At 55.3% G+C, this 21,320-nt stretch carries 19 protein-coding genes and 2 pseudogenes; 7 read left to right on the forward strand and 14 right to left on the reverse strand.

The genetic code is table 11. The annotated features are described in order from the left end of the window. The first annotated feature begins 165 nt into the window (after positions 1 to 165). Positions 166 to 864 (forward strand): IS6 family transposase, encoded by a 699-nt coding sequence (locus P0D52_RS00915; RefSeq protein ID WP_394693571.1) that lies wholly within the window; start codon positions 166 to 168, stop codon positions 862 to 864. A 209-nt stretch (positions 865 to 1,073) separates the two neighbouring features. Here P0D52_RS00915 and P0D52_RS00920 read toward each other — a convergent pair whose 3' ends face one another. Continuing rightward, positions 1,074 to 2,081, reverse strand: a complete 1,008-nt coding sequence (locus tag P0D52_RS00920) for a helix-turn-helix domain-containing protein (protein ID WP_394693572.1) — start codon at positions 2,079 to 2,081, stop codon at positions 1,074 to 1,076. Positions 2,082 to 2,189: 108 nt separating this feature from the next. On the opposite strand from P0D52_RS00920, the gene P0D52_RS00925 reads away from it, so the two are divergent. The 3 genes from P0D52_RS00925 (at position 2,190) to P0D52_RS00935 (ending at position 5,038) form a co-directional block, all read left to right on the forward strand. Then, the gene (locus P0D52_RS00925; protein WP_394693573.1) at positions 2,190 to 3,554 is read left to right on the forward strand and encodes a pyridoxal phosphate-dependent decarboxylase family protein; all 1,365 of its coding nucleotides are present in this window, start codon (positions 2,190 to 2,192) and stop codon (positions 3,552 to 3,554) included. Next, on the forward strand, positions 3,551 to 4,210 hold the full coding sequence (locus P0D52_RS00930; RefSeq protein ID WP_394693574.1) for a pyridoxamine 5'-phosphate oxidase family protein: 660 nt from the start codon (positions 3,551 to 3,553) through the stop codon (positions 4,208 to 4,210). Before P0D52_RS00925 ends, P0D52_RS00930 begins: the two co-directional genes overlap by 4 nt. 129 nt (positions 4,211 to 4,339) lie before the next feature. Next, the gene (locus P0D52_RS00935; RefSeq protein ID WP_394693575.1) at positions 4,340 to 5,038 is read left to right on the forward strand and encodes an IS6 family transposase; all 699 of its coding nucleotides are present in this window, start codon (positions 4,340 to 4,342) and stop codon (positions 5,036 to 5,038) included. A gap of 80 nt (positions 5,039 to 5,118) precedes the next feature. On the opposite strand, the gene P0D52_RS00940 is transcribed toward P0D52_RS00935, so the two are convergent. The 6 genes from P0D52_RS00940 to P0D52_RS00965 form a co-directional block, all read right to left on the reverse strand. After that, positions 5,119 to 6,564: an FG-GAP-like repeat-containing protein gene (locus P0D52_RS00940; protein ID WP_394693576.1), complete on the reverse strand. Its 1,446-nt coding sequence runs from the start codon at positions 6,562 to 6,564 to the stop codon at positions 5,119 to 5,121. Between the two features lie 82 nt (positions 6,565 to 6,646). Then, complete coding sequence (locus P0D52_RS00945) at positions 6,647 to 7,906, reverse strand: MFS transporter (RefSeq protein ID WP_394693577.1); 1,260 nt, start codon at positions 7,904 to 7,906, stop codon at positions 6,647 to 6,649. A 12-nt stretch (positions 7,907 to 7,918) separates the two neighbouring features. Then, a complete protein-coding gene (locus tag P0D52_RS00950; protein WP_394693578.1) occupies positions 7,919 to 8,548 on the reverse strand; it encodes a TetR family transcriptional regulator in 630 nt (209 codons plus the stop codon). Positions 8,549 to 8,620: 72 nt separating this feature from the next. Beyond that, complete coding sequence (locus tag P0D52_RS00955) at positions 8,621 to 10,975, reverse strand: S41 family peptidase (RefSeq protein ID WP_394693579.1); 2,355 nt, start codon at positions 10,973 to 10,975, stop codon at positions 8,621 to 8,623. Between the two features lie 146 nt (positions 10,976 to 11,121). Next, positions 11,122 to 11,940 carry a LytR/AlgR family response regulator transcription factor gene (locus P0D52_RS00960; protein WP_394693580.1) on the reverse strand — a complete coding sequence of 273 codons (819 nt, stop codon included), beginning with the start codon at positions 11,938 to 11,940 and terminating at the stop codon, positions 11,122 to 11,124. Between the two features lie 330 nt (positions 11,941 to 12,270). Then, a protein-coding gene (locus P0D52_RS00965; RefSeq protein WP_394693581.1) for an IS3 family transposase occupies positions 12,271 to 13,622 on the reverse strand; the annotation gives its coding sequence in 2 pieces (ribosomal slippage) (positions 12,271 to 13,284 and positions 13,287 to 13,622; 1,350 coding nt in all). 131 nt (positions 13,623 to 13,753) lie between these two features. On the opposite strand from P0D52_RS00965, the pseudogene P0D52_RS00970 reads away from it, so the two are divergent. Continuing rightward, positions 13,754 to 14,452, forward strand: a pseudogene (locus P0D52_RS00970) (IS6 family transposase). A 98-nt stretch (positions 14,453 to 14,550) separates the two neighbouring features. Here the strand turns inward: P0D52_RS00970 and P0D52_RS00975 are convergent. Both P0D52_RS00975 and P0D52_RS00980 read right to left on the reverse strand, forming a co-directional pair. Continuing rightward, positions 14,551 to 15,354 (reverse strand): TolB family protein, encoded by an 804-nt coding sequence (locus P0D52_RS00975; protein ID WP_394693582.1) that lies wholly within the window; start codon positions 15,352 to 15,354, stop codon positions 14,551 to 14,553. Between the two features lie 206 nt (positions 15,355 to 15,560). Next, positions 15,561 to 16,064: pseudogene (locus P0D52_RS00980) on the reverse strand (transposase); the annotation flags it as partial. A 51-nt stretch (positions 16,065 to 16,115) separates the two neighbouring features. Between P0D52_RS00980 and P0D52_RS00985 the strand changes: the two are divergent. Then, a complete protein-coding gene (locus tag P0D52_RS00985) occupies positions 16,116 to 16,814 on the forward strand; it encodes an IS6 family transposase (RefSeq protein ID WP_394693583.1) in 699 nt (232 codons plus the stop codon). Here the strand turns inward: P0D52_RS00985 and P0D52_RS00990 are convergent. The 5 genes from P0D52_RS00990 to P0D52_RS01010 all read right to left on the reverse strand — a co-directional run bounded on the left by P0D52_RS00990 (position 16,762) and on the right by P0D52_RS01010 (position 19,967). Continuing rightward, on the reverse strand, positions 16,762 to 17,256 hold the full coding sequence (locus tag P0D52_RS00990; RefSeq protein ID WP_394693584.1) for an NAD-dependent epimerase/dehydratase family protein: 495 nt from the start codon (positions 17,254 to 17,256) through the stop codon (positions 16,762 to 16,764). The genes P0D52_RS00985 and P0D52_RS00990 overlap by 53 nt on opposite strands. An 84-nt stretch (positions 17,257 to 17,340) precedes the next feature. Further along, on the reverse strand, positions 17,341 to 18,048 hold the full coding sequence (locus P0D52_RS00995) for a DUF4386 domain-containing protein (protein ID WP_394693585.1): 708 nt from the start codon (positions 18,046 to 18,048) through the stop codon (positions 17,341 to 17,343). A gap of 112 nt (positions 18,049 to 18,160) precedes the next feature. Further along, positions 18,161 to 18,406: a DUF2798 domain-containing protein gene (locus P0D52_RS01000; RefSeq protein ID WP_394693586.1), complete on the reverse strand. Its 246-nt coding sequence runs from the start codon at positions 18,404 to 18,406 to the stop codon at positions 18,161 to 18,163. Position 18,407: 1 nt separating this feature from the next. Continuing rightward, positions 18,408 to 18,947: an NADPH-dependent FMN reductase gene (locus P0D52_RS01005; RefSeq protein WP_394693587.1), complete on the reverse strand. Its 540-nt coding sequence runs from the start codon at positions 18,945 to 18,947 to the stop codon at positions 18,408 to 18,410. A 153-nt stretch (positions 18,948 to 19,100) separates the two neighbouring features. Next, a complete protein-coding gene (locus P0D52_RS01010) occupies positions 19,101 to 19,967 on the reverse strand; it encodes a pirin family protein (RefSeq protein ID WP_394693588.1) in 867 nt (288 codons plus the stop codon). 115 nt (positions 19,968 to 20,082) lie between these two features. On the opposite strand from P0D52_RS01010, the gene P0D52_RS01015 reads away from it, so the two are divergent. After that, positions 20,083 to 20,997 (forward strand): LysR substrate-binding domain-containing protein, encoded by a 915-nt coding sequence (locus tag P0D52_RS01015; RefSeq protein WP_394693589.1) that lies wholly within the window; start codon positions 20,083 to 20,085, stop codon positions 20,995 to 20,997. The last annotated feature ends 323 nt before the right edge of the window (positions 20,998 to 21,320 follow it).

The following is a 21,320-nucleotide window of genomic DNA, read 5'->3' on the forward strand; positions in this document are numbered from 1 at the left end:
GCACGATGCATTCAAGGCTGAGATCGGGCGGCTGGGTTCCAGCCAGGATCGCCTCCTGAATTCGCGGTGACAGGAAGGCGAGATTGGCCCGCACGCGTATGAAGGCGTCAGAGGGTCCTGTCAGAAGAAACCGCCCGTTAGCGTGTTAGGCGATATTTTCGCCAGATGAAAAACCCATTTCGCTATTTCAAAACGTCACCCGAGGTCATTCGCCTTGCGGTGATGATGTACGTTCGCTTTCCGCTCTCGTTGCGGAATGTCGAAGACCTGCTCCACGAACGTGGGATCGATCTGAGCCATGAGACGGTGCGTTTCTGGTGGAACCGCTTCGGTCCAATGTTCGCGGCCGAGATCAGGAAGAAACGTGCCGACCGCATGCGCGCTTGGGCCCAATGGCAATGGCATCTAGACGAGGTCTTCGTGAAGATAAACGGCGTCACTCACTATTTGTGGCGAGCGGTCGATCACGAGGGTGAGGTGTTGGAAGCCTATGTCACGAAACGCCGGGATCGCCATGCAGCATTGAAGTTTCTGCGCAAAGCGATGAAGCGATATGGCAACCCCGAGGTCCTCGTCACCGACCGGCTGCGCTTATACAAAGCTGCGATGAAAGTCATTGGTAACGAGGACAAGCAGGATGTGGGGAGGTGGCTCAACAACAGGGCCGAAAACTCACATCTTCCGTTTCGTAGACGCGAGCGCGCCATGCTCAGATTCAGGCGAATGCGAAGTCTCCAGAAATTCGCCGCAGTCCATTCTTCCGTCCACAATCACTTCAATCTCGAACGCCACATCAACGAAAGAAGCTGGTTCAAGGAGAACCGGGAAAATGCGCTGACCGAATGGCGGCAACTTGCCGCCTAAATTACCGAATTACTGGTAAACTGAGACCAGTTCGCTTTCGTCTGACACCACCGGTTTCCTCCCTGGCCAGAGATATCCCGGAATGCAACGACATACGCAGGGGCAACCGGATCCGAAACAATTTCACGTTCGGCACCGAGGATATCGTCTGCAAGCAGTCCGATAATCGACGGCAGATCCTGTTCGTTTGCGTCTCGAAATTTCATTCATCAACCCCTGTATTCAATTGCGGATCGACGAACAGCCTGCTGTCGCTTGCGATAAGCCGATGGGCTGATGCCTTCTTCGTCAGCGAATAGTCGGCGCAGCGAGCTGCTGGACGCGTAACCGCAAGCGTCCGCAATAAGTTCAATCGACAGATCGGTTTCCCTGAGCAACCCTTTTGCTCTGTCTAGCCTTTGCAATGCCATCCAGCTCCCGAACGTCACGCCGGTAACTTTTTCAAACTGCCGCATGAATGTTCGCGGGCTCAGTCCGGCAATCTCGGCAGCGTCCTCAATGGTGTGACCCGCCGCCAGGTCAGCTTTCAGGGTATTAAGGACACTGGCAAAGCGATAGTGCTTACCTTGTGGGAGAACCGGCTGGTCCACAGTTTGGGGCTGTTGGCCAGCGCGCAAAGGCGTGGTGACGAGACGTCGTGCGACACTATTCGCTTTTTCAAGGCCGTAGTCCTGACGAACAACATGCAAACAAAGATCAATACCTGCTGCACTCCCTGCCGAGGTGTACAAATTATCCTCTTCGCAGAACAAAGGTGCCTTCTCCAACTTAATCTCGGGATATTCACGCACGAAGTGGTCGATGAACCGCCAATGGGTTGTCGCGTTGCGTCCTTTCAATAGGCCGGTCGCAGCTAGCACGTAAGCACCTCCGCAGATGGCAACGATACGTGCCTTGCGCGCATAGGCATCCGTAATGGCCGCAATCAGATCATTTGGCACGTCGACGAACGGATCGCGCCACCCTGGCAAAACAATTATGTCGGCATCCTCAAGTGCCTCCAGCCCTTGTGAGACGACGACCTGAACGCCACCGGTAGCATTGACTGTAAAACCGTCAGCGCTGGCGACATTGAAGCGATACCAGTTCAGACCAAACTCGGGTCTTGGCAATCCGAACACCTCGACAGCAACTCCGAACTCGAAGGTCGACAACGCGTCGTAAACCAACGCAACCACCTTCGGACCTACAAGCGAATTATTGCCAGAATCAATCATAATCGCAGTTATATTACCATAATTGTCAACATTTGCGCGATCATTGACACAAATCCTAATAGCATGTGCAGGCTTCTCACCCTAGTTTTCTCACAAAAGGAGAATGTCGTGGCGCAAACCCATAATAGTGTTTTCGAAGCAGCCTATTTTGCCAGTCGTGAATATCGGACCCAGCTAGAAGACCGGCCCGTGATGCCGCGGCATGAGGATCTGATTCGGCTAAGGCACTTGCACGAGCCTTTACCTGGGGAGGGAACGGACGAGACGGCGGTTATCGAAAAGCTGCACGAGATTGGCTCGCCAAACACCGTCGCATCTACTGGCGGCCGATTCTTTGGATTTGTTGTTGGTGGCGCGTTGCCGGTTTCAGTTGCGGCCAACTGGCTATCTTCGACCTGGGATCAAAATGCGGGCAGCTGGCTTTTGTCACCCATCGCTGGCGAATTGGAGGTTATAGCAGGAGGGTGGTTGCTTGAGCTTCTAGATCTTCCGCGCGATGCGGCGTTTGGATTTGTGACCGGTGCAACAATGGCGACTTTCTCGTCCGTCGCCGCTGCGCGTTCAAGCCTGTTGAAGCGCCAAGGCTACGATATCAAGAAGCTTGGCCTCGTTGATACGCCTCGATTGCGTGTCGTAATGAGCGAAGAAATCCACCCGACGAATATCGCGTCCTTGGGCTATGCCGGTATCGGGACAGATCAGATCGAATACTGTCCTGTCGATGATCAGGGCCGAATAATACCGGACCAGATGCCTGAACTGGATTCGCTCACGATTGTGATGCTTCAGGCGGGCAATATTAATTCAGGATCGTTTGACGACTTCAAAACGGTCTGCGCGATTGCAAAGGAAGCAGGGGCGTGGGTCCATGTCGATGGCGCATTCGGGCTTTGGGCCCGCACCAGCCAATCCAAAGCTCATCTGACCGATGGGATTGAGATGGCAGATTCTTGGAGCGTTGATGGGCACAAATGGCCGAACCTCACCCAAGACTCAGCCGTCTATTTTTGCCGAGACAAAGATGCTGTCCACGACGTATTCGGTGTGGACGCGACCTATTTGATGAAAGACGCAAATCGGCAACCCAATAATTATACGCCTGAGCTCAGCCGACGGGCGCGAGGTATCGAATTTTGGGCAGTCCTGAAAACTCTCGGAGCCTCCGGCGTTGCCTCTATCATCGATCGTTGTTGTGACCACGCTCAGCTGATCGCTCAAGGCTTGGAAAGCGCGGGGTACAAAATCCTCAACGATGTCGTTCTGAACCAGATCGTATTTGTTGGAGACGACGAAGCGCACACACGTCGGGCGCTGAAGTTCATTCAGGACTCGGGGCGCCTTTGGTTGGGACCAACGACGTGGAAAAACCATCACGCTATGCGAATTAGCGTTTCGTCCGCAGCGACCACTGGTGATGAAGTGCTCGAGTGTATCTCAATAATGACCGCAGCCTTCAACGAGACAAAAAAATGACCCATACGAAACCGAAAACAGACAGGGCGCGGCTGCGACGAGGTCACCATTTGGGCAGCTATGACCGAGAAACGGTGAACGCCATTTTGGACAGCGGATATCTCGCCCATATTGGACATCAGCATGAAGGCTCAGCGATCGTGACACCGATGCTTTACTGGCGAGAGGGTGGCTATGTCTACTGGCACGGTTCCCAAGCAAGTCGCGCAATGAAATCTGTTGTTGGGAACGAGGTTTGTTTGGCCGTCACTCATTTTGACGGTTTGGTGCTTGCCAAGTCGGCGTTTCATCATTCCGCGAATTATAGATCAGTCATGCTATATGGCAGACCCGAGGTCGTGCTCGATCCCGATGCTAAATTAGAGAGTTTACGGACGTTCATGGAGCAGCTATTTCCTGGGCGTTGGGATAAACTTCGCCCGGTCAAGGATCAGGAGTTGAAAGGTACGCTGATTGTCCGAATGGCAATCGATGAGTGTGCTGCGAAGATTCGGACCGGGCCGCCAACAGTTGCGGACGAAGATCAGAATGTCCCGGTCTGGGTGGGCGTCATACCTCTTCGCCATCAGTTTGGAACAGCTGTAACTCATTCGGTAGGCGGCGAGGATTTCGACATTCCACAGAGCGTCCAACGACATATCGGCCGTTCAATTTGAGCAGGGCGCATTCTGCGTACAGCCGCTCAGGGACACTGTGGACGTTGTCAGAGGAAACCCGGCGTTAGCCGGATTGCGGCCTTGTCAGAGGAAACTCGGTGTTAGCGGGTTGGCCGATATTTTGGGCGCATGAAGAACCCATTTCGCTACTTCAAAACATCGTCTGAGGTCATTCGCCTTGCGGTGATGATGTATGTCCGATTCCCGTTGTCGCTTCGAAACGTCGAGGATCTGCTGCACGAACGCGGGATTGATCTGAGCCATGAGAGTGTGCGGTTCTGGTGGAACCGGTTCGGCCCGATGTTCGCCGCCGAGATTCGAAGAAAACGAGCTGATAAGCTTCGCGCCTGGGACCAGTGGCAATGGCATCTGGACGAGGTGTTCGTGAAGATAAATGGCGTCACGCACTATCTCTGGCGCGCCGTCGATCATGAAGGTGAAGTGCTCGAAGCCTACGTCACCAAACGCCGGGATCGCCATGCTGCATTGAAGTTTCTGCGCAAAGCGATGAAGCGATATGGCAACCCCGAGGTCATTGTGACGGACCGCTTGAAATCATACCGCACCGCCATGAAAGTCATCGGCAATGAGGACAAGCAGGACGTCGGGAGGTGGCTCAACAACAGGGTCGAAAACTCCCATCAGCCCTTACGAAGACGCGAGCGAGCCATGCTCAGATTCAGGCGAATGCGAAGTCTACAAAAGTTCGCCGCCATCCATTCTTCCGTCCACAATCACTTCAATCTCGAGCGCCACATCAACGAGCGGAACTGGTTCAAGGAGAACCGGCAAATCGCGCTGGCCGAATGGCGGCAACTTGCCGCCTAAACTGGCGAAAACCTGGCAAACTGAGACCAGTTCGCTTTTGTCTGACACCACCAACTCGCCTACTCTCAGGCAGGCTAACGCTATTCCAGCGCAACGTAACTGACTTCGACAACCGGCTCGATGTTGTGTCTCTCACTTCGGTAAATCACCTCACCGAAATACCGAACTTCAAGCCAATCGATATCTGCCGGTTGTATTGGCAGATGGATTAAGGGGTCAGATTGGCTCCTCAACCCCTCGTTCGCGCTCAATTCGCGATAGAACAATTGGCCTTGAGCGCTGGCATGGATTTGGCTGCCGAAAAGCGGCGCACCGTTCTGCGTCCAAGCCGAAATCGACACACCCGAAACGGTGTGGTTAAGATTGTTCCTGATAAAAATGTTTGGAAAACCATCCCAAATGGCCGCCATGAGGTCTGGATCATGGTCACCATCCGCGTCAAAAACTGCCAATCCCGATGCACGGCTTTCTGCCGTGACGTGATTGAATTCGGATATCCGCTGAACAACCCTTAGCTCACCACCGGAGTTTTCATAGACGAGGATGGGACCATTATATTGAGCGACGGCCAGGTCCAAATCACCGTCGCCGTCCGGGTCGAACCAGACAGCCGACCAAGACTGAAAAGTCTCTTGAGCTAAAGCAGGAGAATCAATTCTCGTAAAACACCCCCCCTCATTTCTGAAAAGGCGGTCTGCGCCGTCAAGGCGCGCAATGAACAGATCGGCGTCACCATCTGCGTCCAAATCACCCAGGCTGGCGCCAGCCGACATACCGGCCTCGGCACCCAGATCACAACCGCCGGCGCTATGCTCCTGAAAGTACCCGCCGGTATTGATGTACAAACGATCCACACCGACAGGACTAGTCACAATCAAGTCCGGGTCGCCATCAAGGTCGACATCGGCGAAGCTGCCGCCGCCCGCGGGTAGCCCGTCTTGGGTCCAGGGAAACCGGCTGGAAGGTGGAAGAACACCAAATACGTTACCCTCAAGCTCTATAACGACGGATTGGCCGGCGACATCAAACAGGAAGCCTTCATGGAGGCCGTCGCCATCGATATCCGCCCAGACACAGTGATAATTGTCTCCACCTGGAATGGTAAGAACCGGATCCGCCTTCCCCATTTGGAATAGATGATTGTCTTCACCATGCTGATTGGCCGTAATGAATTCCAAAATACCATCGCCGTCGCCGTCGCCAAAACAAATGTCCGATGTGCTCTCGTCCGCGCTGTAAGGCATCTCATTAAGCGGGACATAGAATCCATCAGGAGCCACTTCATAAAACAAATTGCTGCTGGTCTGCGCTTGGGCGAAGGCAAGTCCTGCCACATTCTCGCCGCGCACGCGGAAGAAGCTTACTCCTGCTCCGACACCATCGCTGCCAGGGAGCGTGGTTATTTCAAATGCCGTTTCCATCTCGATGTTGGCAGGTTCAGGCACATCGGGAACGACGACAATAATTGCACACCCCGAAACGGCCAGTAACGATACCATCGAAACCACGAATTCATTTTTTGACATGGACCAACTCCTTTGCCAGAAAATTAGTGCAGTCCTGAATGTTTTTGGAGTTAAATCAGTGTAACCAAATGGTAGGCTTCAGTTAACTGGAAATAGGCTTGCGGGACGCACACCAAAACAAGCCGGTCGCAAAGATCAGGCCTGTCGAAGCGACAAGCGAAATGGCATTCGCCAGTCCGATACCGGAATCGCTCACCAACCCCACTAAAGCCGGGCCGAATGCCGACCCGATAAGCGTATAGCTGATCAAATAGAGAGCAGAATACCGAGCGCGCTGATCAGAGGGCGCAATGACCTGGACGAAGGTGGGTCCCAAGACGGCCGGGGCAGCGGTCAACGTCACAGCGGGGAAAAGTACTAAAACTGTCATCCAGGCCTTCGGCCATAAAGCGGCAAGGCCCAAAACCGGTATGGCGACCAGCGCCGCGATTGCCATGAAAATCAGCAAGATTGCGGGCGCACCCTTTTTGGCCAAATGGCGATCACCGATCCATCCGCTTCCAAACATCCCGGCGAGCCCGCCAATAGCGACAATAATCGAAAAGGTCGTCCCGACATCGCCGATGGACCAATTAAAGGCCCTGACAAAATGGGCAGGCAGCCACGTATTGAAGGCATGAATGGCCGTGCTGAAACAGCCAATTCCTGCAAACAATAGAATCAGGGGCCCGTTGCCAATTGGATGCCTGGCCGGCAATTGGTTGGATGGTGTGGATTCGTCAGTCGACTTGGCTGGTGATTTAAGGCGCGATAACCAAACCCCGAGGACGAGGCCAGGAAAAGCGAACGAAATGAATACCCATTGCCATGGCGCCAGACCCAAAACGTCAGGGTCACCAATACCCGCAAACAGAGTGTATATTTGACCGCCGAGCAGGTAGGCTAGACCCAAGCCTAAAGCCGAGCCGGCGCCAAATAACGCCATGGCTCGCGAAAGGTCATTGGGCTTTGTAACACTGCGAATAAGCGAGTGAGCGGCAGGTGTCAGCGCCGCCTCGCCTGCACCTACCCCCATGCGAGCGGCAAACAATGTTGCAAATCCGCGCGCAAGGCCGGAAATGGCCATCATCAGGCTCCAAAAAAGCAATCCGCCGACAATGACGCCTTTGCGGCAGAAACGATCAGCCAACCAAGCCAAAGGGAAGCTGAACAGCGAGAACACCAAAGCAAACGCCAAACCGCCAATCAATCCCAAATGAAAGTCGCTCAACGCGATATCCGCCTGAATCGCCGGTATCATAAGCGCGAAGACCTGCCGGTCCATAAAGGCCAGTAAGTTGATAGTCGCTAGAAATAGAATGAATGCCCAGCGGGTGGGCCGTTCGGTACGCCCGTTGTTCATGTTCCGAACGTCCTACGAAATTCTGAGCTTGGCTATGCGCGTCAGTTCAGCATCAAAAAGCCGGCCGATAGATTTAATCACAGCTCGGCTTTCTTCTTCGGTGCGCACCACTTCCATGACTTTCATGCCGCGGAAGAAATCCGCAACTGCCTCGAGAAATGGGTAGGCTTCGTTGACGGCAACATCGGCGGGAAACAGATTCATCAACACTTCTTTGCGGCGAATGGCAAAGCGTTTGGATTGATATAGCCATTCCCGCTTCAACTCAGGGTCATGGCGCGCGAGTAACATCATTTCATAGCCAGCAAAAAAGGTGTCCGGATAGGCCTTTTTCCAGATGTCGATAAAGACCGTACTTGAGCGTTCCGTTTGAAAAAGCGCTTTGATTCCAGTCTCGATTTGCCCCATGGCATCTTCAACCATGAGCGCCACAGCCGCTGCAACTAGCTTGAAATGGTGCAAATACGCTCCGCGCGTCACGCCAGCGGCTTCTGAAATTATGGTTGTATTCGTCGCGCCTACGCCAAATTTTGAAAAACAATCTATTGCCGCCCGCAGTAATCGTTCACGCGTATCGACGCTTCGATCCTGTTTGGCAGGCAAAAGCTGATTGCTCGGATGTTGTTTGGCGGACGAACCCATGAACCCAATTGTCACACCAACGGCATGCTTGTCCAGCCCGACTCTCTTGCCAATCAGCCAAGCCAGACAGGATTATTGCTCTTGCTGGTCGAACCTCGCCAGCGCTGTTTGAAGCGCTAGAGAAGCAGTCACAGCTTCGTCCGGCTCTACACCCATGCCCTCGAGACGGTCGCCATTTGGCAATTGGACGTCAGCAATTGGAACGATAAGCGATAGACTGTCAGACACATTAATCAGCTGCGCATTCAATACTTCGCCAGCCGTTCGTTCCCCGAATAATCTGGCACGTCCTGATGACTGCAAAACGGCGGCGACGAGTTCACTGGTACTGGCTGTATCAGAATCGATGAGTACGCTTACGGATCCTGAATATTGAGGAAGCTCGGGCATAACCTCTAATACGATCAAGCCATCGTCCATCAGGTCCGACATTAATGATGCCCGGTCCGGCGAACGGGTTGTGGTATAGGTTTGCAAAGTCTCGGCATCGGGCAATGTGCCGTTCGCATGAATCCATTGCGCCGTTGATATTGCCGCAATCTGCGTCGGCGTACCGATCAGCCGTGCGCCGATTGGCCAAGCGCTGAAATCGCCGCCGGGATTTCCCCGAAGATCAATCACGAGGTGGTCGACATCCTGCTCTATGATTGCGTTCAACGCATCTGTCAGCGCCGCTGAAACGCCATCACCCATAAAACGGTCAATTCTCAGCACAGATGTTCGCTCGTCGATCCGCTCAAGAAAGACAGATTGGGCTTGTTGCACACCTGATTCCGAAGAAGTGCCTGAGAGGCGGAGCTCGAAATGGGAAAAATCAAGGTAGTCGCCGCGTATACTCTCAAAACCTTCAACGAGGCCGGCATCGGACGTGATCGTTGCGCTGGCGGCAAGAAGGTCCTGACGAAAGCTCACCCATGCGTCGGAACTTATTATCCGAGGGTCAAACAAACTAGCTTCTGCGATCTCAATGATTCGGTTGGTGATCTCTCCATACTGCTGAGCAGGGTTTGGTGTAAGGCGCTCACCATTGGCGATCTGCATAGCGACAACAAGCGCATTGTCGGCCTCAACGGCGACGTCCGGTATTATGCCCGTGCGGTTGTCACCATCACCAACGAGATCAAATCGTTTATGGGATACGACCGCCTGAATTCTCGAATTGGGTAAGTCGAATATATAATTCTCACCATAGAAAACCATGGGCTCGCCGGTTTCTTCACCCACGAATGTCGCTTGATCGTAATGACTCAGCGGCGCGGCAAAAATTGCGGCGCTCGAATACGTCGCTGGCCCGATCAAAACAAAGAGATTTCCGGTGAAGGCGTTGTCTGGCCGCCGCTCCCAATCAAGCGGTGTTTCGCCGTCTGGGAAGACAGAGAATATTGAGCCGGGTTCCGCGGTTTCAATCTGCCGCAATATCGGTACAAACCGGTTCAATGGCAGCCAACGAAAAGCAGGCGGTAGCAGCGTCCGATAGTAGTCCTTGATGCGGGCGGTAACCCGAACGTCAACGCTTTCCAAACCAGGGTAGTCTTGATCAGCGATATATCTCATCAGCAGATCGCCGGCTCTGGAATCGCCACCGCCATTTGTACGAATATCGAGAATAAGCGTCTCAACCCCCTGCTCTGCAAATGCAGCGAACGCCGCATCCACGAAACGGCGAAACTCATTCATTTGGGACGGCATTTCAGCGAACGTCAGAAGCGCTATGCCATCGCCAAGAATCTCATACGCATTTCCCGGCCCGCCGGAGGTTTCACGCCTTTCAACGTAGGCGGGGCGCGTTACGCCATCAAAGCTGACCTGCCGGGCTTCTCCATCGCGGACATATTCAACGATGAACGGTGATTGGACGCCCAATATTGGCAAATTGCGATAAAAACTCCGCTCCGCATACACTTGTCGAAGCGCTATATTCTCTCCGCTTTGATGCGCAAGCGCCTGCTGCGAAAGGGTCTCGGATGAAATCCCATTAATGGCCGTAACGAGATCACCCGGGATTAACGGGTGACCCGGCGCAAATTCTCGCGACACGGCGATCTGATTGCCCCGAATTTGCACCAGAAGCGGCAGGTAGAGGCCGCCAGACCGTTCGTATGAGGCCAATTCTTCAGCAGGGCGCATCACGTCGGTATGACCGTCGCTGATCAGCCCGTTGAGGGGGGCGAGTACACGATAGAATTCTAGCCGCGACATCGGCCGATCAATCGAATCGCGCAGTGCAGTTACGGCCTGGATATACGCAGTGCCGTTGACCGCGGCGAAATCAATGTGCGTTTCTTCAAAAACCAGAATCAGGGTTGAAAGGTCCTCGCGAAGTTGCTCTGGAGGAATTGGTCGCTCCAATTCGTTGCCTGGAACGACGACGTGTCCATCCCGCAAATAGATATTATTGGCCAAGTAGAAGCCTGTCCCGGCCAGCAACGTGATTATCCCGACCAGCGTTATACCGATTATTCGTAGCACTAATGGTCTCCAGACTTAGTTGGCGGGTGACCTCATCGGTTAACACAGCATTTTTTGGATCTTGTATATATGGGACGAAACGTGCTGTTTCAGATGCGAATTGTTCAATTTATCGGCGCAAGCGCCAATCTGATTTGATCGAAACGATTTCGACCGACAGGCAGGCGAGTCCCATCGTTCAATTCTATTTCTGGCCGACGTGAATCCGTATTGTAAAGCGCGGCGATTGCCGCCTTACGGACGACAAAGCTTCTATGAATGCGAATGAACATTGCTTCGGGTAAAACGCATTCAAGAGACCCAAGCGAACGCCGCGCGGTTATACATCGGCTCTTGCAAGCGATCTCCACGTAATTACCCTGAGCTCTCAGAAAGCTGATGTCATCGAGCGGCACGCTGTAAATACGTCGGTCCGCCTTTATCGTTAATCGACCAGAGTCACCCGCATTACTCGGATTGTCCTCGCCGCCGCGATTAATGCGGAGCATCAGCAAGACGCACGCGCTATAAACTGCCGCCCATACAGGCAAACAGGTCAGAGCAATTTCCCGGTAATAGACAAAATAGCCCTGTCCGAATTGATTGGGCATTCGGAACAGCGTCGTTGCGAATGCCAATGCCGCAAAAACAACAACGCTTGTCGTTAAAAAATACGCGGCCTGAACAAGCAAACTGACCCCGACGCGCCCTGGCGCCAGGTGTTTGTGATCCAATATCCGATAGCCGACAAAAATCGCCAGAGAGCCCACAAGAAAACAAACGACAAAGATTGCGGGCCCTGCCAACATCAAAAACAGATTTTCAAATGGCGGGTCGATGACGGCATTTTGCACATAGTTCGACAATCCGAATCCTACACCTGGAATTGCCGCGAGCGCGATTGAGCGGGTACGTTTATCGAAGCTTCGAAGTGATGACTTCATTTCCATCGACCCTTTTCGTATTCAATTGTTTGACTGGCATGTGGGGCGGAAGGACATGTCCGCCTTTCCTTTCCAGGCGTATTGGATTCCCGATCATCGGTGGTGTCAGACTAAAACGGACAAGTCTCGAAAGCTACAGGTCGCGCGTCCGTTAGGTCGCAAGCTGAAGCCATTCGGCGAGGGCGGCGGAGCGGTTTTCCTTGAAATCGTCGCGGCGATAAAAGTGGCGTTCGAGATTAAAGTGGTTGTGAACAGTGTCCGTCGTCAGAACATTTGGCACAGAAGGTGTCGTAGATTAGCGAAGCATCGGCCTCGTCTGGTTGGTTGATATTAGGCGGCGATCTTGCGGTGTTGCAAGCGTCGATGTTCGATGGTCTGTCGCTTGGTCCTTTCTCGTCGTTTGATGATGGCTGGAGCCTTGCCGAAGTAGGCGTCTGCAGGCGTCACATTGTTCAGGCTCTCGTGGTAGCGTTGATGATTGTAGTGCTCGACGAAGGCCTTGATCTGGGCTTCGAGGTCGCCGGGCAGGAAGTAGTTCTCCAGTAGAATGCGGTTCTTCAAGGTCTGGTGCCAACGCTCGATCTTGCCTTGCGTCTGCGGATGGAAGGGCGCGCCACGCACATGATCCATGCCGTTCTTGCCAAGGTAGTCAGCCAGTTCCTCAGCGATGTAGCTGGGACCGTTGTCGCTCAGCTGACGCGGCCTGTGCTTGACGTGAGCGTGCTCACAACCCGAGGCTTCTAGAGCCATATCCAGTGTGTCGGTGACGTCCTCGGCCTTCATGGTCGAACACAGCTTCCAGGCGATGATGTAGCGCGAGTAATCGTCGAGCACGGTCGACAGATACATCCAGCCCCAACCAATGATCTTGAAGTAGGTAAAATCGGTCTGCCACATCTCGTTCACCCGGGTCGTCTGGGTATGGAAGCGATCAGCAGCCTTGATCACCACATAGGCCGGGCTGGTAATCAGATCATGGGCCTTCAGCAAGCGGTAGACCGTGGCCTCAGACACGAAGTAGCGCTTTTCGTCGGTGAACCGCACAGCCAGTTCCCGTGGGCTCAGCTCGGACTGCTCCAGCGCCAGTTCGATAATCTGACCGTGGATGTCGGGCGGGATGCGGTTCCAGACCCGGCTCGGCGTCGATGGCCGGTCAGCCAGCGCTTCGGGTCCGCCTTCCAGATACCGGTCATACCAGCGATAGAAGGTTCGCCGCGCTATACCCAGCCTCTCAAGCGTGACCTTGGTAGGCAAGTGGGACTGCTCGACGAGCCTGATGATCTCGAGCTTCTCAGCTGCAGGATATCTCATACGCCGTCTCCCCCATCCGCAATCATGCTTTTTTTGAGCAGACGGTTCTCCAATGTCAGATCAGCCACGCATTCTTTCAGATCACGCGCCTGATGGCGCAGATCCTTGACCTCGGCGCTGGTGGCTGCACGCGCAGTGTCACCGGCAAGCCGGCGTTTGCCAGCCTCCATGAACTCCTTCGACCATGTGTAATACAGGCTCTGCGCAATGCCTTCCTTGCGGCATAGCTCGGCGATGCTGTCGTCGCCGCGCAGGCCTTCCAGGACGATCCTGATCTTGTCTTCAGCCGAGAAGTGCCGCCGCGTCGCCCGGCGGATGTCCTTTACCACACGATCTGCAGGCTTTTTGGACTTTGTATATTTGGCTCTCATCTTCATTCCTTCGTCATTACGACGAGAACCAAATCCTCCTTAAATCACAACCCCAATTCTGTGCCATAGGCGCTGACGGGGAACAGTCAGAAGAAACTCGGCATGAGTTGGTTAGCCGATAATTTTGGCGGATGAAAAACCCCTTTCGCTACTTCAAAACGTCGCCTGTGGTGATCCGCCTAGCGGTGATGATGTATGTCCGCTTTCCGCTGTCACTGAGAAACGTCGAAGACCTGCTGCAAGAGCGCGGCATCGATCTGAGCCACGAGACGGTGCGGTTCTGGTGGAATCGGTTCGGTCCGATGTTCGCCGCCGAGATCAGAAAGCGGCGGGCTGATCGGATGCGTGCCCGGTCTCAGTGGCTGTGGCATTTGGACGAGGTTTTAGTGAAGATAAACGGCGTCACTCACTATCTCTGGCGGGTTGTCGATCACGGGGTTGAAGTGTTGGAAGCCTACGTCACAAAACGCTGGGATCGACATGCTGCATTGAAGTTTATACGCAAAGCGATGAAACGATACGGCAACCCAAAGGTCAATGTGACTAACCGGTTGCGATCATACAAAGCCACGAAAAAAGCCATCGCAAACGAGGACAAACAAGACATCGGGAGGTGGCTAAACAACAAGGCCGAAAACAGCCACTTGCCGTTACGCAGACGTGAGCGGGCCATGCTAAGATTCAGGCGAATGTGAAGTCTTCAGAAGCTCGTCGCCATCCATTCTTCCGTTCACAATCACTTCGATTTAGAGCGCGACATCAACGACAGAGGCTGGTTCAAAAAGAACCGGCAAATCGCGCTGGCCGAATGGCGGCAACTTGCCGCCTGAATTCGCGAAAACCTGGCGAACTGAGACGCGTGCGCTTTCGTCTGACACCAACCCTGAGGGTGTTCGTCTTCAAACATTCAACCCTGCCTGCCACGCATTCACGGCGAAGCCCCGCAGGCAGAAAGAGCTAAATGCCCTGGCCATGTATAGATTCGGGATACGGCCCCGGTTTCAGGGGGCCGGGCTGACCAGATCAGCTGTCCATTAACGATCGACGCACCATCCTCATAGCCTCGCTGATTGACCGGCTCTGGCAACAGGCAGGGGCGGTTCCAGCCCTCGCGTCCCAGCTGGCTGACGTAGATATCGTCTCCGCCAACTCCGTTCGGACGGATTGAGCTGAACAACAGGAGTGTGCCGTCCGGAGAAACATAGCTTGGCCATTCTCCATGTTCGGAATTAACCGATCCGGCCAGAGGACGTACTTCATATCCGTCCGTCACAATGACCGCTTCATAGATCGACCAGTCACCGCCGCGGTCAGAAGAAAACAGAAAATTGCCGTCCGGCAGGACAACAGAACAGCATTCAGAGGCTGGCGAATTCACCGGCTCTGGCAGGCGTGACAGTTCGCCGTTATCATCGGCAAACCAGAGGTCCCAACCTCCCTGACGGGTAGATGTGAAAAGGACGCCGCGATTCCAATGCGCTGGAGCGGCGTCGTAGCCACCGTTTGAAATCGCAGCGCGGGTCGCCTCACCGTCGGACACGATAAAAATCTCCGAGAAAGAGAAATCGGGACTTGCCCGCGTCAGCCACCAGATCGCATCGAAGCCGTCCGGCACTGAAGCCGAAATGTGTGCGGGTTCCGGGAAATCCGGAACGCCCTGCAAAACCGATGGACCGGTCGTGGCACAAGCCGCCAGACTCAGCGACAGAACCAGAAATATTGCCTCGCGCATACCGACCTCCAGACCTCGATACACCTATTTATTGAAAGTATATGGATATGTTGAGTTAAAGTGCGGACAGTCGTGTCAGAAGAAGTTCGGCTTGAGCTGGGCGGAGCGCAGTGTCAGAGGAAACCCAGCGTGTCCGTCGTCAGATAAATTGAGACATGCTTGGATTTTGGCTTAGCGAGTGTTTGGTCTCATCTGGTTTGTTTGTTTTAGGCGGCTAGCTTGCGGTGTTGCAAGCGGCGATGTTCAAGTGTTTGTCGTTTGATCCTTTGTCTTCGTTGGATGATGGCTGTGGCTCTGCCGAAGTAGGCGTCGGCAGGTGTGACGTTGTCGAGGCTTTCGTGGTAGCGCCGGTGGTTGTAATGCTCGACGAAGGCCTTGATCTGGCGCTCCAGATCGCTGGGCAGGAAGTAGTTCTCCAGCAGCACGCGGTTCTTGAGCGTTTGGTGCCAGCGCTCGATCTTGCCTTGTGTCTGCGGATGGAAGGGCGCGCCACGCACATGATCCATGCCGTTCTTGCCAAGGTAGTCAGCCAGTTCCTCAGCGATGTAGCTGGGACCGTTGTCGCTCAGCAGACGCGGCCTGTGCTTGACGTGGGCGTGCTCACAACCCGAGGCTTCTAGAGCCATATCCAGCGTGTCGGTGACGTCTTCGGCCTTCATGGTCGAACACAGCTTCCATGCGATGATGTAGCGCGAGTAATCGTCGAGCAGGCAGTGTCAGAGGAAACTCAGTGTTAGCAGGTTAGCCGATATTTTCGCCCGATGACCAATCCATTTCGTTACTTCAAAACGTCGCCTGAGGTGATCCGCCTTGCGGTGATGATGTATGTCCGGTTTCCGCTGTCGCTTCGGAATGTCGAAGACTTGCTCCACGAGCGTGGCATCGATCTGAGTCACGAAACGGTGCGGTTCTGGTGGAACCGGTTTGGGCCAAAGTTTGCGGCGGAGATCAGAAAAAAGCGAGCCGATCGGATGCGCGCCTGGACTCAATGGCAGTGGCATTTGGACGAAGTTTTCGTGAAGATAAACGGCGTGACGCACTATCTTTGGCGGGCAGTGGATCACGAAGGTGAGGTGCTCGAGGCGTATGTCACAAAGCGCCGGAATCGACATGCTGCATTGAAGTTTCTGCGCAAGGCGATGAAGCGATATGGCAACCCCGAGGTCGTCGTCACCGACCGGTTGCGGTCATACAAAGCCGCTATGAAAGTCATCGGCAATGAGGACAAGCAGGACGTGGGGAGGTGGCTCAACAACAGGGCCGAAAACTCACATCAACCCCTACGAAGACGCGAACGGGCCATGCTTAGATTCAGACGAATGCGAAGTCTCCAAAAGTTCGTCGCCGTCCACTCTTCCGTCCACAACCACTTCAATCTAGAGCGCCACGTCAACGACCGGAACTGGTTCAAGGAGAACCGGCAAATCGCGCTGGCAGAATGGCGGCAACTTGCCGCCTAAACCGGCGAAACCCTGACAAACTGAGACCGGTTCGCTTTGGTCTGACAACACCCGGCAATGGGTTGAACGGGCTTTCTTCACTGGCAACTACATCGCCGGTTTCGCCATAGAGCCAGCAGCCACCGGTATAGATGAACCTCGGTCTGGAGCCGGCCGTTTCCGCTGCTTGCATCAATGCTGCCAGAACGCACCAGTCGACCGAGCCCATATCATCTTCGAAAGTCGCGGCGGTCTGGATAATGCCGTCAATTGTCGCCACTACCCCTGCCCAGGGGGCCGGATCCTCCAGGTCGCCGCGGAGTGGTGTTGCCCCGAGACGCTCGAGGTGCGCCGCCGACCGCTCGGTGCGGCAGAGCCCTGTGACCTCGTGACCAGTTTGAAGCAGCTCTTTCGTGACGGCGGTTCCGATCAAGCCGGTTGCACCGAGGACAAGGACCTTCATTGTCAGTTTCCCTGTTTCAATCCGTGTAGGTCATGGCAGCGGTATCTTTGCGCCAGCCCGGCCGTCGCAGTTGGAGGTTCTGGCCTATGCGATGCGCAGTCGCCGCGACGCCCAGCCCGCTAACAGGAGCCAAAGGCAGAAAGCCGTTTCAGCCAGAACGGTCAGGCCATAGGCCGGGGCGAACGCGGTTGAAAGCTCAGGAGCGAAGAACCGTAAAGTAGAACCGATCAGGTAGACCAGGCCAGCCGCAGCAATTCCGCCACCTAAGATCTTCGGCATGAAACCAGAGCGCCAGATCAGGACACCGGTCATCAGGCTGTTGAGGCCGAAGAACACCAGCCCCAAGTCATAGCCATGCCCGTGCATGTTTAGAAACAGTGCTGCTATTGCGTCGGCCTGACCGGGAGCGAGCGCCGAGATGTCTTGCCCGCCGTTGATGAGCAGGACAGCGGCCTGCAGGTTCATCAGGTTGGCGCCGATGAGCACCGACTGCACAAGCCGGAAAACCATCGCGGCCAGCGCCAGCGTTGGCGCGACGGGCCGGAACAGCACGAAGAGCAGCACCGCAAGCCCGGCATCGGCGAGCGCCATTATCAGATCTGCGGCAAGCGAAGCCCGAAAGCTGCCCGTGGCGGCACGGATAGACTCGGCCGTTCCTTGCGCGTTCGACAGGTTGATCAGGGGAGCACGCAGCACAAGTTCAGAGCTGATGCCGAGGACGATAATGACAAGGTAGAGCAGTCCGGCAAAACGCGCCGTGGACAGCTCGGATTGGGAAAGGTGGTGTCTCATGGAAAGATTCCGTTGATTGAGTTCTGTTGGTCGCGCCGGAAACCGGTGCCTGGTTCGCGATACGTCGGTGTGAGGGGGGCGGAGAGGCCATCGGCCTGGCCAGCGTCAGCTTTCAGGGCCAAACGCTTGCGGCCTTGTCCGCCAGTTTGCCTGACAGAAATCGGAGTTTGTCTCCGAAAACCATATCCAGTGAGAACGCGATCGGCAGTGCAATCAGAATGCTCTGCCCCCAGGCTTGCAGCCACGTCCACGAGATTCCGAACTCCAGGAGGCTAAACACCCCCGACAGAGCCATGGACATGAAAGACGACATGACCAATGAGCCTGAGAGCCGCTGTAGACGCCCACGATGTATCATATCAAGCGGCCTCTCTGAGGGCCAAGGTCTCGGCCGCGGCGGTCAGGTCTGCCAACGCGTTCGGCTCATTGATGCGCCCGGTTTCGGCATCAAAGACATCGTAAAAGCTGGGAACGGAAACAGCCGCCTTCAGGTCCACCCCGAAAAACTGGGCCGAACCTTTTGCGGAAGCCAGCACGCTTGCCGCGCCCCCGGGCCCCGGTGAGGTCGCAAGGTAGACCGTTGGCTTGTCCTGGAACACTTTCTGGTCAATCCGGCTCGCCCAGTCGAAGAGGTTCTTGTAGGCGGCGGTATAGGATCCATTGTGTTCCGCGAAGGATACGATCACCCCGTCGGCTGCGCCGATCTTTTCGAAGAACGCCTTGGCCGTCGGATGTTGACCGATCTCTTTTTCCAGATCTTCGCTAAAGATCGGCAGATCGTAGTCACTCAGGTCCAGGACCTCGACCTCAGCGCCGGGGACCAGCGTCGCGGTAAACCGCGCGAGTGCTTTGTTGATGGAGTTCTTGGTGTTGCTTGCACCGAACGTTAGGATTCTCATGGGTTTCTCCAGTTTCCGTTTCACAGGTTTTCCAAGTCTTCCTGCCCTTGGACCGCATCGGCATCGGTCGGGGATCAAGGCAGGCCAATTCCTGTTTTCTTGACCGAAGCGGTTGTCTGGCGTTTCAGGCCAGAGCGACTCGCGGACGGTGGCTCAGTCGATGGTGCCCAATTCGCCAGCCGCATGGGTGGCAATCACCGCGGCCAGTTGGTCGACGTCGCGCATCGCGAAAGGGCCCTTTTGCACGAAAGGCTCGTGCAGGGGGGCGCCGCTCAGGAGCACAGCCTGTCCTCCTTCACCGCTCACCAACCGGATCTCGTCGGCGCCGTGGGCGGCCAGCGCTGCGTCATTGCTGAGCCGGTGGTGGACGCCGTCGATTTCGACCTCGATTTCACCGCGGATAACATGCAACCAAGCGGCGTCTCCGGGATCAGTGCGATGGATGAAGCTGCCGTTCGCCTGCAGGGTAATATCGAGGATGGTAAAGGGCATCGCGGGCGAGGTTGCACCGACAACACCATTGCTTTTGCCCGTCATCACCCGCGCCCGATGGCCCGGACTTTCGATCACTGGCATCTCTGTTGCGGGCACATGTCGCGCATTAGGCATGTCCTGTTTCTGTGCTGCCGGCAGGTTGACAAAGATCTGCAGAGCATGGGTGCGCGACCCGGGGGTCGGAGCCTCGTCATGCACCGCGCCCCGGGCGGCCTTCAACCAATAGAGATCGCCCGGTGCGAGTTCGATGTCGTTGCCCAGAGAGTCCCTGTTGCGGAAGCTGCCGGTGCTGTCCTCGAAGAGCACGCTGACCGCCGAGATCCCAGCATGGGCATGGGGTGCGAAGGTCGGTTCTGTCATGGTGAAGTGATCGACCATGATCAGCGGGTCCATCAGCCCGTCAAGCTGGTGTTGGACGAAGCTGAGCGCTTCGAAGCCTGTGCCCCTGCTCATCTTTTCGCCTTGCTGGGATCTTGTGATTGCTGCTTGGGGCTTGTGGGTCTGATCTGCGTATTGAACGGTCATATTCGTCTCCTGTGTTGAATGTGAACCTACAATTGGGACGTTGACCGGAAAATCCGTTGATTTCAGAACTCTTCGTTCTATATTTGGAACGGTATCAAATGAGGAAGACCAGACCTTGGACCTCAATCAAGCCTACTATCTAGTGCATGTCGTTGATAAGCGCGGGTTCTCGGCGGCAGCGCGAACGCTGGGTATTCCCAAATCGCGGATCAGCCGGCAGGTGAAGGCCCTGGAAGAAACCCTTGGCACACGGCTCTTGAACCGGGATTCAAGACGCATGTCCCTGACGGAGGCGGGCGAGGCCTACTATCGTCACGCCAAGATGGCGCTGGAATGCATGGCGGCGGCAAAAACGGCGGTGCGCAGAGACAAGGACGCGCTAGAGGGCACCGTCACACTGTCCTGTTCAGTCGGGGTTGCGCAGTTCGCGCTTGGCCGGATTCTACCGCGTTTCCTGGCTGAGAACCCTCGCGTCATTCTGCAAATACAGGCGTCCAATGACTTCTCCGACCTGATCAGTGATGGCATCGATCTCGCCATCCGGGGGCATTTCAAGTTGCTCCCCGACTCGGGACTGATCCACCGGCGGCTTACCGAAGTTCCCTGGCACCTGTTCGGCTCACCCAGCATTGCGAAACAAATCGGTCCATCGGGTTCACCTGCTGATCTCGACGGTCTGCCCGGGCTAACACTTGGCTGGCGGCCCGGCGGCAACAGTTGGTCGTTACAGGGGCCGGACGGGGCCAATGCCTCGGTTCCCTTTGCAACGCGCATGCGCAGCGATGACATGGTCACGTTGAAACTGGCGGCAGCGGCCGGGCTCGGTGTGGTGGCCCTGCCAGTTTACACCTGTACCGAGGACGTCGCCGCAGGGCGGCTGAGCCGTCTCTTGCCGGAATGGAATGCCGGTTTGCCGGAGATCAGCCTCTTGATGCACGGGCGGAGGGGTAACCCACCACAGGTCGACGCCCTTGCCGCGTTTCTACGCCGCGAGCTGCCGGATGTCATGAGCTGTGTCGGCGGGTCGTAGCGATCATTCCTTCAACTGATTGCAGGTTTGGGCCGGCTCTGCCAAGCTTCAAATCTCCATTCCCGAAAACGGACTTTGGCTGCGGTACAAAATTGCGGGACAGAGGGCTCTCACGTGGCATTCGCTGCATGCGGCACGAACGTTCGCGCTCCCCTAAGTGGCACTGTTCAGGCTTCTTTGAAGGCTAGAGTTCATACTTCAATCGAACACGCTCTTTTCCTGCTCACCCCAAGCCGCTCCCGCCAGAAAGCACAGATCGTACAGGCTGACTGATGACACCTCTCGCCCGCAGGTCAGTCGCTTCAGCACCTCCGGTGCCAAGT

This window comes from Hyphobacterium sp., assembly GCF_043584775.1.
Taxonomy (GTDB): domain Bacteria; phylum Pseudomonadota; class Alphaproteobacteria; order Caulobacterales; family Maricaulaceae; genus Hyphobacterium.

Excerpts from the sequence above, each read along its gene's own strand:
- P0D52_RS01000 (WP_394693586.1), bottom strand. The coding sequence starts at position 18,406 with ATGATACATCGTGGGCGTCTACAGCGGCTCTCAGGCTCATTGGTCATG.
- P0D52_RS00915 (WP_394693571.1), top strand. The coding sequence starts at position 166 with ATGAAAAACCCATTTCGCTATTTCAAAACGTCACCCGAGGTCATTCGC.
- P0D52_RS00995 (WP_394693585.1), bottom strand. The coding sequence starts at position 18,048 with ATGAGACACCACCTTTCCCAATCCGAGCTGTCCACGGCGCGTTTTGCC.
- P0D52_RS00950 (WP_394693578.1), bottom strand. The coding sequence starts at position 8,548 with ATGGGTTCGTCCGCCAAACAACATCCGAGCAATCAGCTTTTGCCTGCC.
- P0D52_RS00960 (WP_394693580.1), bottom strand. The coding sequence starts at position 11,940 with ATGAAGTCATCACTTCGAAGCTTCGATAAACGTACCCGCTCAATCGCG.
- P0D52_RS01005 (WP_394693587.1), bottom strand. The coding sequence starts at position 18,947 with ATGAGAATCCTAACGTTCGGTGCAAGCAACACCAAGAACTCCATCAAC.
- P0D52_RS00920 (WP_394693572.1), bottom strand. The coding sequence starts at position 2,081 with ATGATTGATTCTGGCAATAATTCGCTTGTAGGTCCGAAGGTGGTTGCG.
- P0D52_RS01010 (WP_394693588.1), bottom strand. The coding sequence starts at position 19,967 with ATGACCGTTCAATACGCAGATCAGACCCACAAGCCCCAAGCAGCAATC.
- P0D52_RS00990 (WP_394693584.1), bottom strand. The coding sequence starts at position 17,256 with ATGAAGGTCCTTGTCCTCGGTGCAACCGGCTTGATCGGAACCGCCGTC.
- P0D52_RS00945 (WP_394693577.1), bottom strand. The coding sequence starts at position 7,906 with ATGAACAACGGGCGTACCGAACGGCCCACCCGCTGGGCATTCATTCTA.
- P0D52_RS00940 (WP_394693576.1), bottom strand. The coding sequence starts at position 6,564 with ATGTCAAAAAATGAATTCGTGGTTTCGATGGTATCGTTACTGGCCGTT.
- P0D52_RS00975 (WP_394693582.1), bottom strand. The coding sequence starts at position 15,354 with ATGCGCGAGGCAATATTTCTGGTTCTGTCGCTGAGTCTGGCGGCTTGT.
- P0D52_RS00985 (WP_394693583.1), top strand. The coding sequence starts at position 16,116 with ATGACCAATCCATTTCGTTACTTCAAAACGTCGCCTGAGGTGATCCGC.
- P0D52_RS00935 (WP_394693575.1), top strand. The coding sequence starts at position 4,340 with ATGAAGAACCCATTTCGCTACTTCAAAACATCGTCTGAGGTCATTCGC.
- P0D52_RS00930 (WP_394693574.1), top strand. The coding sequence starts at position 3,551 with ATGACCCATACGAAACCGAAAACAGACAGGGCGCGGCTGCGACGAGGT.